Below are 16,555 nucleotides of genomic sequence, written 5' to 3' on the forward strand. Positions count from 1 at the left end.
CTTGGTAAAGCAATTAAGACTTTTTTTTAAAGTCCATAGATAGAAATCTACATCCACCCCTTAAAATATTTACAAAGGGGTGGATATTTTATTTATATTTTACATAATGCTCTACCATGTGCCTTTATGTAAAGTGTCCTCTCATGTTCCCACAAGTCCATAATTGCAGTAACTGTACAAAATATACAATCGGTCAATCATTAGGAAACTTAGTCTTACATAAATGAAATACGTGACATTCTTTTCTTGAAGGAAATATAAATTTTCATCTTGTATACCACTCTATTAAATACTATAACACTTTAGAGGTGCTTAGGTTATTCTCTTTCCCAATAAACACTTCTCTAATTCTATAGGTCTTTTTGTCTGAAGATTCGTAATAGGTTCTCATATTCATCTCCATAATAAAACCGAAGGTAATAAATTGAATACCAGCTAATAACAAAGTAATTCCAAGAATTAATAATGGCCTTCCCCAAATATCTTGTCCAGCTATTTTGGCTATGAGCAAGTATAAATTGATAATGCTCCCCACAGAAAAACTTAGAAAGCCAATAGGACCCAAAAGGTGAATGGGTTTTTGTAGATACTTTTTCATAAACACCATCAACATTAAATCGCTCATAACTTTAAAAGTTCTGCCCAATCCGTATTTAGAGCTACCGTGTATCCTTGGGTGATGTTTCACATTCATTTCTGCAATTCTTGCCCCTTGTAGATGCGCTAACACTGGAATAAACCTATGTAGCTCTCCATACAAACCAAGATCTTTGGCAATTTCTTTCTTAAAAATCTTTAAGGTACAACCATAATCATTTATCCTAATGTCGGTGAGTTTTCTAATGAGGCTGTTGGCAATTTTACTTGGAATTTTTCTAACAAACATGCCATCTTTTCTATTTAATCTTCTACCTGCAACTACATCCCATTCTTCTCTTAAAAGTTTTTCGAGCATCAAAGGAATATCGCTTGGGTCATTTTGCAAATCGCCATCCATGGTAACTATATAGTCTCCACTAGCAGCTTCAATTCCGGCAGACATCGCTGAAGTCTGGCCATAGTTTTTATAAAAGATTAAGAGTTTGATTCTGCTATTTTCCAAAGATTTAATTCTGGAAACCGTACTATCTGTTGAGCCATCATCCACGAGTATCAATTCATAATCGATACCGTTCATGGCTTTTTGTACATTGTTAACTAAGGGAAAAATATTGTCCTCTTCGTTTAAAAGAGTGACTACAATAGATATTTTCATGATATTATCAGAATATTGAATTTGTTGAATTGTATGCCTAGTATCAGCAAGGTTATTTGCCGATATATACAGTTTAGAAGAAGGAATGAGTGTTTTTGAGTATCTCTTTTGAAAAACCTGAATGGCAATTAGTCTTGAAATAATTACAGAAGCAGTGCCGACTAAGGCCCCAAATAGTATATCGATATAGAAATGTTGAAGTAAATACACTCTAGAATAAGCTACTATTAAGGCGACAAACAAGAATACATAAGTCAATAAACGTTTTTGAAATAGTAAAGACAGACAAAATGCAATTACGAAAGCTGTAGTCGTATGGCCAGACGGAAAACTTCTCGAAGCGTGTACCTGCACCCCATCGACAAAATGTAATAAGGATGTGTTGCTAAAAAAAGCTATTGGTCTGGATGCACTTTCAAATAAAACTCTTTTTAAAACTAATACTGCAATACCATGTATCACTGAGGCCAGAACTACTACTAAAGCACTAAATCGATCTTTTAAAAGTAGAGTAAGAAGCAAAAGTGGCAACAACAAAATACCATTTCCTAAATTGGTAATTTGCTTAAAAGATGCATCTGAGAAATTACTGTGATATTGATTGATAAATAGTACAATATCACCTTTATTAATAAAAAATAAGCTGAGTAAACCGATAACAAATAAAGTAGTATATAACTTTAGTAGATGATTGAAACAGTTTTTATTTAAATGCATTTCGTTGATGTTAAGATTAGGTAGTAGTTACCTTTTCTTCAATAAATTTAGATAGTACTTCATAAAATTTTACTTAAGTAATCCTTAAGATTTTCTAAAAGAGAAATAAGGGGCAAACATCCAGTGTAGTTTTTTATAATGTTTAATTTTTTACTATAGGATAGTAATAAAGTGATTTTTACAATCTAAGGATTTTCAAACAGATCTCAATTTTATTTGATAGGTATGTAAAAGCCTTTCTGTTTTAGCTAAATTGTCTTTTACTCTTGGTAGTAATATCTTTTTACCATATTCAGTATGGTAGCTGTGGTTTGATAGAAATTCTCGATTCAGTTTGTGCCAGTTAAGGTCACTGTATTTTTTAGCATAGCATATCTCCCATTCTCTTCTCAATAGTTGCTGCCAGAAAAAATAATCTAAACTAGATAAATGATATAAGTCGGCATCGCACAAAATCTTTTCATTGAGTAATTTAGGCTTTTGTGGTAGCCTAGTTGAAAGTATACAATTTTTAATTACCTCAATTTGCTCTATATATAAGCCTTCTTTTACAAGAAAATCTTCTGCCATTCTACTGCTAATTTCTTCATGATTTTTATGTGATGTGATGTACCCAACATCATGAAACCAAGCTGCTATTAAAACAGATTCACCATCTTTTGCTGAAACCGACAATCGATCACAAATCTCTTTCACATGAGAAATTACAGCCCTCGTATGATGTATATTATGAAAAGGCAAGTCATTGAGCTTTTCTAATAAACTAGAAGTATAATTCTCAACTTTTTCTAATAGCATATTTTAGTCAATTAAAATTTATAACTATAGCCAAAACGAATTACCTGAGTTTCGTAGTAATTAGAACTAGTATAGGAAAAATTATTTCCATCAATTTTTTGCCTAATTACCATTGTGTTTAAAAGATCAGTAGCATTTACAAACAACTCACCTTTGTCTTTTTGAACTGATTTTTTAACTCCTACATCTAAAGAAAATCTAGCTTTAATAGTTCCCTGTGGAATGATATCTGGTGCCAAATAAATTGCTGTTAACTGCGCTTCTGTTTTGTTAGCAAACTTAATATTCGTATTGAGTTTGATGTTGCCAGAATAAATCTCTTGCTTTTTGGCGGTAAAGGTATTTTCAACTGGATACTTATTTAGCACTGTAAAAGCATCTATTTGATTGTGGTAGCCATTCAGGTTTAAATTCATATTTACTTTATCAGAAATTGCTCTAGTTATTACCAATTCAATACCTGTATTATAACTTTTGCCTACGTTTTGCGAGATGTTATATATCAGGTTTGTGCTGTCAACTGTGGTGGCGATTCTCGTAATTGTTCCATCTGAAATGCGATGGTAAAGTGCTCCATAAAAATAGCCTTTGTCCCAATCGTTTTTATATCCCAGTTCAAAACTATTGGTAAATTGTGGTTGCAATGCCGGATTACCCACTTTAATGATTTCCGCATCATCGTATTTTGGAAAGATACGAATATCACCTTCGTCTGGTCGATCTACCCTGCGGTTATAAAAGACTGAAAATCGGTGATTGTCATCTAACTTATATGTAATGCGCGCATTGGGGAAAGGCTGCAAATAATCGTAACCATCGCTTGAATAAGTATTGTGGTTAGGGTCTACTGTATAATTCAAATCTACATACTCTAATCTCAAACCGATTTCTGCTTCGAGTTTTTTAACCTCATAAGTGTAATTTCCATAAATTGCCGGAATGGTTTCTTTGTAAGTGGCTTTTCCATCTGCTCCAGTATCTAACACAGAATTTGTTGCTGATGGATTAAATTGCATATCGGTAGGAATGGTTCTGCTTCTAAACTTTAAGCCAGTTTCTAAAACACCATGTTTCATTGGTCTGGTATAGTCCAAAGTAAAGTCGGCTACTTTTTGATCGGCTATTAAGAAGAAAGATTCATTAGTAGTAAAAGTTGGTCTGGAATTATCGAAAAAGTACTTTTCATCTTCTCTGTCGAAAGTATAGTTGAAGCCAATGTTTAGCTTATGTCCGGGCTGTTGGAATTTATGTTCGTAATTCATAGTAGCCATCGCAGCAGTAAGCACTTCATCTTCTAAGAACTGCCACAGTCTCAGACTTTGATCAGTTTCTCCATCAAAAAATGGCTGGTCGCCTCTATCTTTTATAGATTCTTTACTGAATAAGCCCGAAACTGTAATGGTATTATAATCATTTATAAACCAATCTAAACCAGCTTTAGAAGTAAAGAAGTTTGTATTTCGGTTCCGTTTCATTTGCTGATTAATCACCGTTCCATCATCATAAGTTCTATTAATGAACTCATTCTTATTGAGGGTTTGTGTGTACAGATTATCAGCTTGGAGGAATAGGTTTACTTTCTTCTTTCTATAGTTCAATGCGATTGAAGGATTAATCTTTGGTGTTCCCTGATATTGTGGTCTTATACCCGGTAAATTCTGTTTTCGCACCCACAAAGCACCTAAACCTGTAGATAATCCCACTTTTCCATTTAAGCCTTCTTGGTCTTCTTTTTTAAGAATGATATTTATGATTCCTGCATTTCCATTGGCATCAAACTTTGCTGATGGATTATTGATAATTTCAATTTTTTCTACTGCAGACGCCGGTATATTGTCTAACCCATTTTGATTGCCGAAACCTGTAATTGCAGTTTGTTTACCATCAATCAAGACCATTACTTGGCTATTTCCTCTAAGTTGAACTTGTCCATCTTGCGTTGTTACTCCCGGTAAATTACTCATAGATTGTAAAATACTGCCGCCACTTTGGCTCACATTGCTAGCCACATCGTATGTTTTTTTATCCATCGTACTGGTTACGGCATTTTTGTTTGCAGTAATGAGTACTTCGTTTAGCTCTTGCACATTTTCTTCCATCATAATCGCACCAATAGAAATAAATGCCGAGTTTGAACCGATAAAAAGTGGTGCCACATGTTTTTTAAAACCTATGTTGGTGACTTCTAAAAAATAATCTCCGGGTTTTACTTCTGCAATGCTAAATAAGCCATTGTCATTAGTAATTGTTCCTGCTACGAATGATGAGTCTACCTGATTCTTTAAAATCACGCTAGCGAAAGGTAAGTTTTCTGCGTTAGTTTTGGCTTTAACAGCGCCTGAAACATTTACTACTGTTTGTTGTGCCATTATTGCAAATGGTGCTAGAACAATGTAAATGCAAATAATAATTTTAATCTTCATTTTCTTGTTTTGTCAAATTGCCTTTAGAATCAATTAATATCTCAAATTCTTCTTTATTGGTTTTAATTTCCATTTCGTAAGAAGTGCCCTCGTTGCTTAGCACAATCTCACATTCTTCGATTTTGTAGTCGGAAAAATTCTCATTAAGAATATATAAAATTTTATCTGGTAAATCAGACCCTTTAATTTCATATTCGGTTTCTTTCCAATCACCATTAGTTAAAAAATTAGCTGAGTATTCCTTTTCATCCATTACGAATTCGGCTTCCCATTCTTCTTCATTTTCTTTTTCCCACTTAAGCTTTTTGTAATCTTTAAATTTTGCATTAAGTGCTGTAAGTACTTCTTCTGGTACCATCTCGCTATCAGTTTTGTGTATACAAGATTGCATACTTAATACTGATATAGTGAATGCGATAATGAGTGTTTTTTTCATGTTTGAAAGACATTTTTGTTTTGTTATGTGGTAAATATCAGTTGCAACTTGGAAGAAATTTAGAATTTACCTAAGGGTTGTTTTGTAATTTTTACTCCACTTATATTTATGCGTCCAATAAGCTATTTTAACTGAAAATATACCAATGCCTGCACCTACCAAAACATCGCTCACATAGTGTTTGTTATTTGCCATTCTAAGCCCGCCAACTACTGAGGCAATCGTGTAAGAAACATAAGGAATCCATTTTAGTTTGTGCTTATATTCTTCAGATAAAAAAGTAGCAGCGGCAAATGCTTGGGCAGTGTGCCCAGATGGAAATGAGTGATTATTAGAAAAATCTGGTCTTTGCATACTGGTTGCATGTTTTAAGGCAGTCGTAACTATTGCCATTCCTAATTCGCCTTTGAGTAAAATAGCAGTTCTGTTTTTAATATCGTTGCGAGATTTAACTCCAAAAGCATCAAGCCCATAGCTTAAAATAATTGGACTGTATTGCAGATAATCGTCTATGTGGGTTCTAAAATTAGCTAAATGTTCATTTCGCTCTTCTGCAAACTCATGTTTTAAAGATTCTTCTCCTTTTCCGTTTGCAGATAGGCCAAAAATTATAAGTGAAACCGGTGTATAAACTTGATTTAAACTGGCAGTTCTTTTTGGCATAAAATTGATTTTAGCAGTGTCTGTCCTTTCAAAAAAATGAGTGTTGAAATATTGGGCAAGGCTCAATTGTGAAATAGCACACAAGATCTGAAGTAGTAATAACTGTTTCATGAGATTTTTAAACCCAATCTAACAGTAGATTTAGAAGAAATTTAGAATGCGATTCGTCCTAATTCAATCGATACATTTTATTAACAAATTGTTAGAATTCCACTGAGAATGTGTGATAATAATTTTCAAAATAGTAGTCAATTTTCCAGCTTTCTCTTTTGGCAATTTCGTTGACAATGGCAAGCCCCAATCCACTGCTGATCTTATCTTTAGAAGCCATAGAAAAGCGTTGAAATAGCTGTTTAATATCCAATGCTGCTTTTCCAGAATTAGAAAATAAGAGTGTGTTTGTCTCCAATTTAATTAAAATCGCTCCTTCGGTTTGAGTATGCCTAATGGCATTAGAAAGCAAATTGTGGGTTAGTGTTTCTAATAAAAATGGATTGGAGTTTATCTGTAAAGCATTTTCAACATCGCTACAAACAGTAATTTGTTTATCTTCGATATAATCTTCGAAAAGCAATAGAGCGTTTTCAACATACTCTTTTACACTCAATTCTTCTTGTTCTGTATATTGTTGATTTTCGACTTTTGCTAAAAGCAGCAGGTTTTTGTTGATTCTTGAAAGTCGCGAAAGAGGCATTTCTATGCTACTCAAAATCTCAGAGATTGCTGGTGTTACATCCTTTTCTTGAAACAATAAATCCAATTTAGATTTGAGCAAGGCAATCGGTGTCTGTAATTCGTGAGAAGCATTTTCGGTAAAAGATTTTTGCAGTTGGTAAGTGTCTACATTTCTTTTCACCAGTTGCTCAATACTGTTATTAAGTTCTTGAAATTCCTCAATATCTGTTTCTGGCAGTTTGAGTGTGCGATCTTTAGAAAGCTCAAAAGATTGTAAAGATGAAAGAGTTTGATAAAAAGGTTTCCAAGTATTTCTAGATAATTTACGATTGAGAATAATAAAGCCAACAATCAAAATAGCGAAAAAAACCATGGTTACTATAGCAACTGCCACGAAAGTCTCATCCGATTCCTCAACATTCGTTTCGATGGTTAGTTGATATGTTTCGCCATTGATCACCACATAAGAAATGAGTCCACGAAAACGATCTTCTCCATCGTCTGGATCATACTCATTCGTTCTAATCGCTTCGTATACACTGTCTTGTAGAGTAAAATTATCTTCTACTTTGCTAATAGAAACACCGGGTTGTAGCTCACCCCAAATATGATTGATTTTTTCAAGATCGTCTTCGGTAAAAGTTTCGGCTTCTAGTTTGTTTTTGGTGTATTGCAATGTGAGCCAATTATTCTCATCTAGTTCAGTAATCCAAATAAAATCTACAACCAACACATAAGCAGGAATGCTAATTACTAAGATAATTAGTGCATAAATGGTGAAAACTTTAAGCGGTTTATTAAGTAGTTTGGTCATATTTCCCACTTGTAACCTGTTCCATAAATTGTTTTAATATAATCACCATAGCCACATTCTTTCAGTTTCCTTTTCAGGTTTTTTACATGGGCATATACAAAATCGTGATTATCAAACATATCTGCAAAATCACCCGATAAATGCTCGGCTAAGGCACTTTTTGAAAGCACTCTGTTTTTGTTGCCAATAAAAAACAAGAGCAGATCATATTCTTTTTTTGTGAGGTTTACTAGATTATTTTCAATTGTAACTGTCTTTGCTAGCAGATCAATCGATAATTCATTTTGAGTGATGATGTTGTTGCTATCGAATAGCCTTCTTCTAATCAAAGATTCTATGCGCGCTGCCAACTCTGCTTGGTGAAAAGGCTTCGCTAAGTAATCATCTGCTCCGAGTTTTAATCCATTTACCTTATCGTCTATAGAATTCTTGGCTGAAATGATAATAACTCCATCTTGCTTATGCAACTTTTTTAGCTCGCTTAATAGGGATAATCCATCTCCACCGGGAAGCATTAAATCTAGTAAAATACAATCATAATCATAAGAAGAAATCTTATTTATGGCAGATTTGTAATCTGAAGCCCATTCGCAAAGATATTGCTCTGTGGTAAGATACTTTACCATATCTTGGGCTAATTCTGATTCGTCTTCAATGATTAATATTTTCATGCAGGCTAATTAAGCAGGTAATTCTGAATAAATTTAGAATTTATCCAGAATTACTTTATATCTAAAAAGAAATTAATCACATAGATTCTACAATCTTATCGTTGGGAACTTGGAATTAGTCTTAAGACTTCTTCATTTGTAATTGGGTTTCAACTTTCACTAATCGTAATTACATTAAAATTTATTTTCTATCTTCTGTAGACTTTGTAAAAACATTAGAAGGTGCCACTACTTCACTTTGTAGTACTCCATTGTACAATAATAAGCCAATGATAGGTAAATAAAATCGCTCTGTTATTCTCTAGTAATCCGAATTAATTATTCGAATAGTGTTTTTTAATACTAAAAAGATCGATGAGTATCAAAACTTGTTGGGTTGTTTCTATTCATCTTATATTAATAAAAGATAGTATTATTCTAAATTACTCTTCTCAGTACAAGAAAATAAATCTGCTTTACTAATTTTAGTAATCACTATAAAGTGAATCAAAGAATAGTAAAATATGAATCAATGAAAAAATCCTCCTGATAAAGCTGCATTTGTATGCTGGGCTTTTCACCTCCTTTTATTTAATCGCTCTTGGTTTAAGTAGCATCATTCTCAACCATAAAATTGATGTAGCAAAAAGTGAAATTGACAAAACATGATCGACAAAAGTTGATGTAAATACTGAATTAGAAAATGTAGAATTAGCAGAAAGTTTGTGAGACAAATTGAATATGATGGGCTAGGTTCCTCGCTGGAATATTCAAAGAGATTCTACCCAATCTAAATGTCAGCTAACTCATTTAGCTAAAACTACAGATCTTACATTAGACATTAATTTGGGAATGGTACAGGTAGAAGAAAAGCCAAAAGGTTTAATTGCAGTGCTTAATGGATCATATTTATAACAAAGTAATGTAGTTTTAATTTTTGTACAAGGCTTTCTTTTTTATCTCATGTGCATTTTTAAAAATGCTAACCGCTCAACTCAAAACAACTGCTTTCTTAGCATTGTTTGACAAGATCAATTCAGAGGAATTTTCAGCAGAGCTTAACTGTCTAGCTTAAATATAACTACTACAGCCTTCTACAATGGAACCTTCATGTATGTTAATTATTTCCCTATTTTGAATAAATCACTTTCTCTTATACTTTACCCGATTATAATAACTACTAACCTTCTATATAGAAAGTAAATCATATAAATAAAGTTAATAACTTTCTTTGGGGGGATTCTGTAAACTTATAAGCACCTAAATGTTGTAAAATGAAATTAATTACTTACATAATTTTATTAATAATTTACTGCAATCATTTAGCCTTAGGTTTTAATAGTTTTATCCCTCCTGTATCTATTCTCCAGAAAGATAGCATTAAAACTATTTTGTTTGAAATTAAATCTCAGGATACTGAACATATATCTTACCTATTTGGCACTCATCATGCATTTGGTCAAACTTTTTTTGAATCGTTAAACACAGCTAAACAAAGACTCTTAAAATCAGATATGTTAATTGTAGAAAGCTTAAACATACCTGGCCAATTAGCTGAAGATATTATTAACCAACGTACTATAGAAACCAATTGGTTAAAGTATTTAAGTAATGATGAATACCAATTTGTTGAAAATATTTTCTCTAAAAGCAAAGTTGACTTAAATAAGATTACACCAACAGAACTGTATGTTTTTTTAAACAGGTATTATAACGAAAATGTATGTCAGGCCAAACAGAGTGGTGATGAGCAATTATCTTTAGACGACTACATTGGTAAAGTTGCTTCGGATAATAAATTAAAACTTATTGGGCTTGAAACAGTGGATGAACAGTTAGAAATTATTAGAAAGGATGTGGAGGGTATGCCTAGAAAAGTACATAAAAGAAGGCTTGAAATAATCGTACAAAAAATTAAAAGTAGTAACAATGATAACTGCTCTGAAATAGCTTGGTATAAAAATATGGACTTTGATTTTAATTTCGATCAGCCATGTCAAAATACACTTGTACTTACTAATAGAAATAACAAATGGCTAAAAGAACTATCAAATTATTTAAAAACAAAAAATTGTTTTATTGCTGTAGGATTAAGTCATTTAATGTTTGAATGTGGGTTAGTAAACCAATTGAGAGAAATGGGATACGCTGTAACTCCCATTCTCTTAAAATAAGTTTATTAAGTAAGCTGCTTTTAAATGTTGTACGACGTTTATAATATTTTGTACATAATTATACGTTCCCCAAAAAGCATAATGTGCCTTTTTGTCAAACATGTCTCATGAGATTAGAACACCGCTTAATAGTGCAATTTTTTAGAACATTATCACTTTTGCATTTATAGTTTTAATTTAAAGCCTTTTAGAGAACAGTTTTAATGAAGATTTCGATTTTGGTAATTTTTGCTCTGATAGTTATTTCCTGCGTAAAGCATAATAAAGATTTAATCGTCGAACAAATTATAGGAAATGAGGAAGTAGTAGCCTATACTTTCAAAAAAAGTGATAAATATGGACTTTTAGATAAAAACTACAAAGTTATACTTCAACCAAGGTTCGATTTTATATATGGATATGAAAAGTATGGTACGATCAAGATTGATAGTGGAGGTAAGCATTTATATGGAGGGGACTACTATGGCTATGAACCAAAATATTTAGGGCTTATCAATACAAAAGGAGAAATATTGACCAACCCCCAGTATGACGAAATTGTATATGGAAACAGCAAAATAGCTAGGGTCAAAAAAAAAGGAAAATATGGGTTTATTGATAATGATGGAAAAGTTTTAATTGAAGCTATTTTAGATTCTGCTAGCCTAGAATTTAACGGGATAGCATCGGTTAAAAAGGATAAAGTATGGGGGATTATCAAAATGACAGGAGAGTATCTTTTAAGGGATACGAGTTTGGTCTATATATCAGGATTCAATGAAAATATTGCTTATTATCAAAAAAAACAGCTTGATATATTTGGTTATGTAAATTCTAAAGGAACTATCATTCTTGATGGATATAATGGGGCAGGTACATTTCAGTATGGTTATGGACCGATATATAAGAGGGAAGCAGGTTGGGGAATTATTGATAGTTTAGGAAATGTTGTTATAGAACCCAAATATGGAAAATCACTTCGTATCGATAAAATAGAGAATGAAATATGGGCTCTAGAATATGATGAGATACATAAAGAATGGATTAAACTTATCAAGATAAAAAGCCTATAATCCCTATTTATGTAAAGTGTACCCTTATGTTGTCATAATATTTATACTTCTATTTCAGAGAGATAGAATGAAAACTTCTTTTCTAATAAATCTGGTAACCTTCATAATAAAACAAACCAATACCTCCTTTTAGGCAAAAATCTGCATTATCTATATGAGGATTAAAATTTTACTCAATATTAAAGATTAGACAGACACATAACTGTAAACTATATAGAATATGAAAATATCAATTTTGACAAGCCTTTTGATTCTCTTATCATTAGCTGCTCAGACTAGCCCAGTTCTTAAGATTAAATTTGATGATATAGAATCAGGAAATATATTTCTAATTAATGTGCAGAAAGAACTTACTGATACTTTGTCTATTAATAATGGCAAAGTTACTTATGAAGCCAAGATAGCTGCTCCAACTTTTTTTTATTTGATAGTTGATGGATATAATAATACACGCCCACTAGAATTAGTACTTTCTAGCCAGTTAACAGAAATGAAATTTGAAAGTTACAAAGTTGTGGGTGAAAACACTGTAAATGAGGCTTATCCGAATAGTCCTATTTTCATTTCAGACCCGAATAATAACATCGCATTTTTTGAATTTTTATCCCATTGGAAAAGCTTTTACAACACGATTCAGGCTCTATCTGAAAATGACTCAGAAGAGCAATTAGAAAAAAGAAAGAACACCTATCATACATTTCTATCAACCAATAAACAAATTATTGAGAATAATAGCGATCAATATGTTTCTGCTAAAATGATTGATTTTTTGCTCAATAATAACCTACTTCAATTTGAAACTTTGCAAACATATTATGATTTACTGAGTCCTAAAGTAAAAGAATCTTATTTAGGTTTTAAGATTGGTGAAAAATCAGGTAAAGCTGGCCAATTACAACCTGGTAAACCAGCTCCAGAAATAGCACTCGTAGATATACAAGGCAAAAAATATAGCCTCCAAAGTTTGAAGGGTAAAAATGTGATACTTCATTTTTGGTCATCATCTTGTGCACCTTGCATCAAAGAAGCACCAGACTTACTAAAGCTCCAACAGGGAAATACTGAAAATCTAGTTGTAATAAATTTCTCACTTGACACGGATAACTCCAAATGGAAAAAAGGTATTGAAAGAGCAGGTATTGAAGAAATGATCAATGTATGTGACCTACAAGGATACAACAGTGTTACAGCTAAAAGTTATGATGTTACCTTTATACCTGTTTACTACTTAATTGATGCTAATGGTAATATTTCTTTAAAAGGTACGCTCAGTCAAATTACAGAAAAAATCAAGGAAGATATGCCATAATTATTAGATATCCAGTTAGATTCTGCAACACATAAGACCGAACAACTTTACAGGTTTTACTTTTCAATAAAGGTTAAAAACTATGTAAGTTAACTTTTCACCTTCATTAATTGCTCCCCTATTTTCTGCTAAAATTCGGCAATTTAAATTCATTATTATTCTGTTATAGCTTTATATATTCCTACCGTTTTTTTAAAATAATGTTGTCTTTACTTGAAAGTAATATTAACAGTACTAAAACTAAATATTTCATTTTTCATAACACCAAGCTAATATGAGTATACATCCCAGTTGTTAGATCGGATTAAGTGTAATGATGGTAGATAAGTTTTTAAAAAACTCAGTTCACATATTCATTTTTAGCATTTGCTAGTAACTTTCCACTTATTTTCCACCATATTTTGCTGGTATCCCTGCATTATCAGATTCTATAGTCCATAAAAGACTAACTATCCACCATCGACCGCCATAGTAGGTTAATTGATAGCTATTTATCCCTCTTTCATTTACTCCCTCAGAGTCTTTACCATAAAAGCTTTGGAATACTTGAGCAATGCCATTGTATTCATCAACAACTTTATGAATTTCTTTTTCAAGATATCCTTGCTCATAATAAGGATCTTTCAAGAGATTAAGAAAGTCATCAAGTGATGCAGTTTCAGCATTTTTCGAATCAGCAACTGTGAGTATTGCTGAGGGATGAAATAAATTCCTAACTGCTGCAGTATCCATTTCTTCCCCCTTTTCAATGGTTATTTGATCAAGTAGTTCATTGATAATTCCATCAATAGATTCAACTGGATCCTCAGTCTTTTCCTGAGCTAAAGAACTTATTGAAGTGGTTATAAAAAGTGTTATATAGAGAAAGTATTTCATATAGTGTTTATTAATTGCTGCTAATATCTAAATAAGCTCAGTGAGCATACCCTTTCAAATTGATTCTAAAATTAGTGTTTTGCCAAAAAATTGATCATAGCTCTTTTTTCTCATTGGTTTATCACTTGTTGGCAACTGTAATTTTTCCGTCCTGCCACCCTTTGGGCAAATACAAATTCAGTCCTGTTGACTTTTCAATATCAATTAGATTATTTCGGAGTTCAATACTTCTTAAGCCTATTTCTAATCGATTTTCATTTACTGTTTTGAGTTCAGTTGCGTTAGGAATCTTTCCAATAAATCCACACGCAGATAATTCATGTCCGGATAGTCCAGCAGTCTTCCAGTCTTCTATTTGGGCTAACTCGTAAGGTGATAATTCCCCTCTTTTTAAGGCTTTCATTAACTTTGGCCTTAATTTTTTGTACAAGGTGTCTTTTGAATTATAGTCAAGCGAAATGGAGTTATGATGACATAAAATAACTGAAGCCCATAGATTATTTCCGATTAGTTGTTCTCCTGGATAACCATATTCATTTAAAATTTGCTCAAGTTTTTCTAATTGATGTTCGCTATGAGGAGCAAATTTTCTTTCAGAATATCTCCTTTTGGATTTTTGTCCAATTCTGATAAACGCCCCAAGCGCCATTTTTTGGTCATTCTTAAACATTTCATGGACTTGTTCTTTAAGAACGAAATTTAGTTTTGATAAGTAGATTTTGTGAAGTGAATCATACTCTGATACAATAATCTTTGCCCATTCAGAACATTCTTTTAACGATTGTAAGTTTTTACTTTTGTTGATGCTTTTGAATGTCCAACCAGCCTTGATTCCCAGTCTTAGGAACTTCAAGCCTGAATTACAATCTTTTTCATAGGCGCTGAGTTCAGCAGCCACTTTGATATCTCTTAGAAATAAGAAATCAAACTGATTAAAAAGAGAATCATACATTTTAACTGCAGAAGTATACTTTCCTTCGACAATTAACTTTTCACATTCAATTACTTTCGAATGGTAGATCAGGTAGTTTTCTTGGGCATTGCTTTTAGTAGAAACTAAAAGGGGGACTATAAAAATAAGGATAAGAGAAAGTTTTTTTATTAATGTCATCAAACAAAAGAATGCATTTTTGCTGTAAATGGTTGCCAGTGGTAAGTATAACACTGAAATATACTTACAGTGTTATACACCATTTCAATAAAAATTGATAACTAAACAATTTTCTACTCAGTTTTAAATACTGGCTTTCCAATTTTTATAAAACATTCAGGGTTTGGTTTGATACTCGGATTATTAAAAAAATCATTTGCTGCTTGCATGGCACATTGATTACTCCAATTAGTTGTTGGTGTGTGTTTCCATCCTTTAAAAATCAAATGAAAACTATTAGTGAAATTAGCCTTCATTGAATCTGCCCATTTTACAGGTGTCTCGTTATCATATTCTCCATTTATGAATAATACAGGTATTTGGCTTTGTACTGCTTGATTTTCAATCTTCTTGGCTTTTTGTACACCCCAAATTTCACAAACTTTATCGTCAAATACAGCAGGTGATAAACCTCTCACTTCAGCATATTTATTTGTTTCACGCTCAATCTTCTCTGAAGAATTGAATGGGTTTTCTTCTGCACACCATACAGAGAGTCGCATTCCAATTCCTGCACCTTCATTTGGTTCTTGAAATAAATTAGTCAATTGTTCCTTAACTAATATCAAGTCGTTATTCAATAATTTGTTAATCTCATATGGAATATCAGGTACGCTCCCTGTGGAAGCAGAAGTAAAGACAGTTATTATATCTTTTCCTTTAAGATAAAATGTCTCCATTTCTCCACTTCCTTGATTTTCGATTTTAACTGCTAGTGGATTGAGCGTTTTTTCTTTCAAGTAATCAAAAAAACGATTTTTAATATTTGGATAAGCTGAATTACATGTTTCATCATTTTCACAATCGGTCAGCAAGGTTTCAACAGACTCCAATAGGTTTTGCACACTTTCTTCATCGTAATTGACTTCTAATGGTAGTGGTGAATCCATCACAACACTTCTAATTTTCTCTGGAAAATCTCGCATTAAAACTTGAGCGATTTTCGTGCTGTAAGAAATGGTAAGTAGATTATATTGCTGAATTCCTAAGACATTTACCAAATCGTTGATATCGGCGGCAATTTCCTTTGTGTTGTAACTGTCTAAGTCAATGCCTTTCTGATTAAGTCTTTCTTTACAAGCTTTGGCAGCTTTCGTGAGAAGATCGTCATATTTTGCAGAATCAAAATTCGGTAGATTGGATTCATAAATTGCTTGCGACCATTCAGGACAATCTAAGTGTGGTTTTGCATAAAAGTTTCCACGTTGCTCTACAAGTATAAAATCTCTGTCATCAAGATATTTATAATAGTTCATATACTGAGCGGTAGGCATAGTAGTAGAACCTGGACCACCAACTGTATAAATAATTGGGTCCTTTTTGGGGTTTTCACTACGACTTTTAAATATGTAAATGGGAATTTCAATTGTTTTACTGTTTAGAGCCTGCCTATTTTCCAAAACTTCTAAATAACCAAAGACATATTTTTGCTCTTTCTTTATATTATGAGTTGTATTATTTGACTCTTTAAATTTCGGCTTGAAATCCGCTTTAACTTGTCCAGATGTGTTTGAGTAAACAAACAGACTAAATATGAAAATCAATTGTTTTATCGACATGATT

13 protein-coding genes and 1 pseudogene are annotated in these 16,555 nt (G+C 32.4%); 4 read left to right on the forward strand and 10 right to left on the reverse strand.

Annotated features, from left to right (window positions below):
* Window positions 1-292 precede the first annotated feature (292 nt).
* The 7 genes from OQ292_RS41065 to OQ292_RS38410 form a co-directional block, all read right to left on the reverse strand.
* Window positions 293-1,972: a glycosyltransferase gene (locus tag OQ292_RS41065; protein WP_348970709.1), complete on the reverse strand. Its 1,680-nt coding sequence runs from the start codon at window positions 1,970-1,972 to the stop codon at window positions 293-295.
* 195 nt (window positions 1,973-2,167) lie between these two features.
* Window positions 2,168-2,770, reverse strand: a complete 603-nt coding sequence (locus OQ292_RS38385) for an HD domain-containing protein (protein ID WP_284689565.1) — start codon at window positions 2,768-2,770, stop codon at window positions 2,168-2,170.
* 11 nt (window positions 2,771-2,781) lie between these two features.
* Entirely contained in the window at window positions 2,782-5,139 is a 2,358-nt protein-coding gene (locus OQ292_RS38390; protein ID WP_284689566.1) for a TonB-dependent receptor, read from the reverse strand.
* Between the two features lie 43 nt (window positions 5,140-5,182).
* Entirely contained in the window at window positions 5,183-5,629 is a 447-nt protein-coding gene (locus tag OQ292_RS38395; RefSeq protein ID WP_284689567.1) for a PepSY-like domain-containing protein, read from the reverse strand.
* 66 nt (window positions 5,630-5,695) lie between these two features.
* Entirely contained in the window at window positions 5,696-6,292 is a 597-nt protein-coding gene (locus OQ292_RS38400) for a phosphatase PAP2 family protein (RefSeq protein ID WP_284689568.1), read from the reverse strand.
* Window positions 6,293-6,494: 202 nt separating this feature from the next.
* A complete protein-coding gene (locus OQ292_RS38405; RefSeq protein ID WP_284689569.1) occupies window positions 6,495-7,781 on the reverse strand; it encodes a sensor histidine kinase in 1,287 nt (428 codons plus the stop codon).
* A complete protein-coding gene (locus OQ292_RS38410) occupies window positions 7,778-8,452 on the reverse strand; it encodes a response regulator transcription factor (RefSeq protein WP_284689570.1) in 675 nt (224 codons plus the stop codon). Before OQ292_RS38410 ends, OQ292_RS38405 begins: the two co-directional genes overlap by 4 nt.
* Window positions 8,453-9,705: 1,253 nt before the next feature.
* On the opposite strand from OQ292_RS38410, the gene OQ292_RS38415 reads away from it, so the two are divergent.
* The 4 genes and pseudogenes from OQ292_RS38415 (at window position 9,706) to OQ292_RS38425 (ending at window position 12,966) form a co-directional block, all read left to right on the forward strand.
* Entirely contained in the window at window positions 9,706-10,605 is a 900-nt protein-coding gene (locus tag OQ292_RS38415; RefSeq protein WP_284689571.1) for a TraB/GumN family protein, read from the forward strand.
* A gap of 88 nt (window positions 10,606-10,693) precedes the next feature.
* A pseudogene (locus OQ292_RS41265) lies at window positions 10,694-10,750 on the forward strand (histidine kinase dimerization/phospho-acceptor domain-containing protein); the annotation flags it as partial.
* 58 nt (window positions 10,751-10,808) lie between these two features.
* Window positions 10,809-11,657 (forward strand): WG repeat-containing protein, encoded by an 849-nt coding sequence (locus OQ292_RS38420; RefSeq protein WP_284689492.1) that lies wholly within the window; start codon window positions 10,809-10,811, stop codon window positions 11,655-11,657.
* A gap of 220 nt (window positions 11,658-11,877) precedes the next feature.
* On the forward strand, window positions 11,878-12,966 hold the full coding sequence (locus OQ292_RS38425) for a TlpA family protein disulfide reductase (RefSeq protein ID WP_284689493.1): 1,089 nt from the start codon (window positions 11,878-11,880) through the stop codon (window positions 12,964-12,966).
* Between the two features lie 384 nt (window positions 12,967-13,350).
* On the opposite strand, the gene OQ292_RS38430 is transcribed toward OQ292_RS38425, so the two are convergent.
* From OQ292_RS38430 to OQ292_RS38440, 3 genes are all read right to left on the reverse strand, one after another.
* On the reverse strand, window positions 13,351-13,842 hold the full coding sequence (locus tag OQ292_RS38430; RefSeq protein ID WP_284689494.1) for a hypothetical protein: 492 nt from the start codon (window positions 13,840-13,842) through the stop codon (window positions 13,351-13,353).
* Window positions 13,843-13,963: 121 nt separating this feature from the next.
* A complete protein-coding gene (locus tag OQ292_RS38435; RefSeq protein WP_284689495.1) occupies window positions 13,964-14,956 on the reverse strand; it encodes a hypothetical protein in 993 nt (330 codons plus the stop codon).
* Window positions 14,957-15,066: 110 nt separating this feature from the next.
* Complete coding sequence (locus OQ292_RS38440; protein WP_284689496.1) at window positions 15,067-16,551, reverse strand: alpha/beta fold hydrolase; 1,485 nt, start codon at window positions 16,549-16,551, stop codon at window positions 15,067-15,069.
* Window positions 16,552-16,555 lie beyond the last annotated feature (4 nt).

It is taken from the genome of Chondrinema litorale, assembly GCF_026250525.1.
GTDB classification, from domain to species: domain Bacteria; phylum Bacteroidota; class Bacteroidia; order Cytophagales; family Flammeovirgaceae; genus Chondrinema; species Chondrinema litorale.